Here is a 730-nt window from a genome sequence, read left to right on the forward strand (position 1 = left end):
TCTTGCCTTTCTTAAGCCAGTTGCGCAATGTGTTTTTAGAAACGGTCATGCCCATATCTGTCAGCCATTGGTGAAGAAGACCGAAAGTCACATTCTTCACATAAACTTCATAGGCGATAGCCTGCAGAAATTCAGGAGTAGCTTTAGTACCCTCGAATCTGGTCACCACCTCCGGATGGCCTTCAGAAGGGAAATAACCCCACCTGGGCTTTTTACCAGGCTCTGCATAATGAACCATCTCAAAACATTCTTCCGTAAGGAAAGTACGGAAACTGAACACCCGTACCATTCTCCTTTCAATGATGCGACCGGGAACCTTTGTCAAGTCAGAAGGATGCTCTATTACTTCTCCGGATACTCCCGTCGTTTTATAACCGTCAGGACGATTGGACAAATCACGGCCTTTCCCGGAAGGCTCTTTAACCTCCGGTGATTGGACATGACCAACCGAATCCGTGCGAAGCGTATCATCGGTTCCATCATAATCATCCTTCTCCTTGTTCCGGTCTGAATCACCCGTCTTAGCTTTAGATTTGATCTTTTGACGTCGATCACCAAAACGTTCCTGATGGGCATAATCAAGTCTTTCCTGAAGTGATTTAATCTTACGTTCAGCCGATTTGCGAAGTTTATGCTCTTCTGACAACCGATTCTCAAGGTCAGCATGTTTCGATTCCATAGAGGACACCTGAGCCTTCAGATCCTTCATCTGAGCCATAAAATCCTCCAA

At 45.8% G+C, this 730-nt stretch carries 1 pseudogene; it reads right to left on the reverse strand.

Annotated elements, in window-relative coordinates:
• Positions 1 to 730: pseudogene (locus tag ACESTD_RS18450) on the reverse strand (IS66 family transposase); the annotation flags it as partial.

Origin of the sequence: Bacteroides sp. AR20 (genome assembly GCF_964250605.1) — a bacterium.
In the GTDB taxonomy this organism is placed as follows: Bacteria; Bacteroidota; Bacteroidia; order Bacteroidales; family Bacteroidaceae; genus Bacteroides; species Bacteroides uniformis.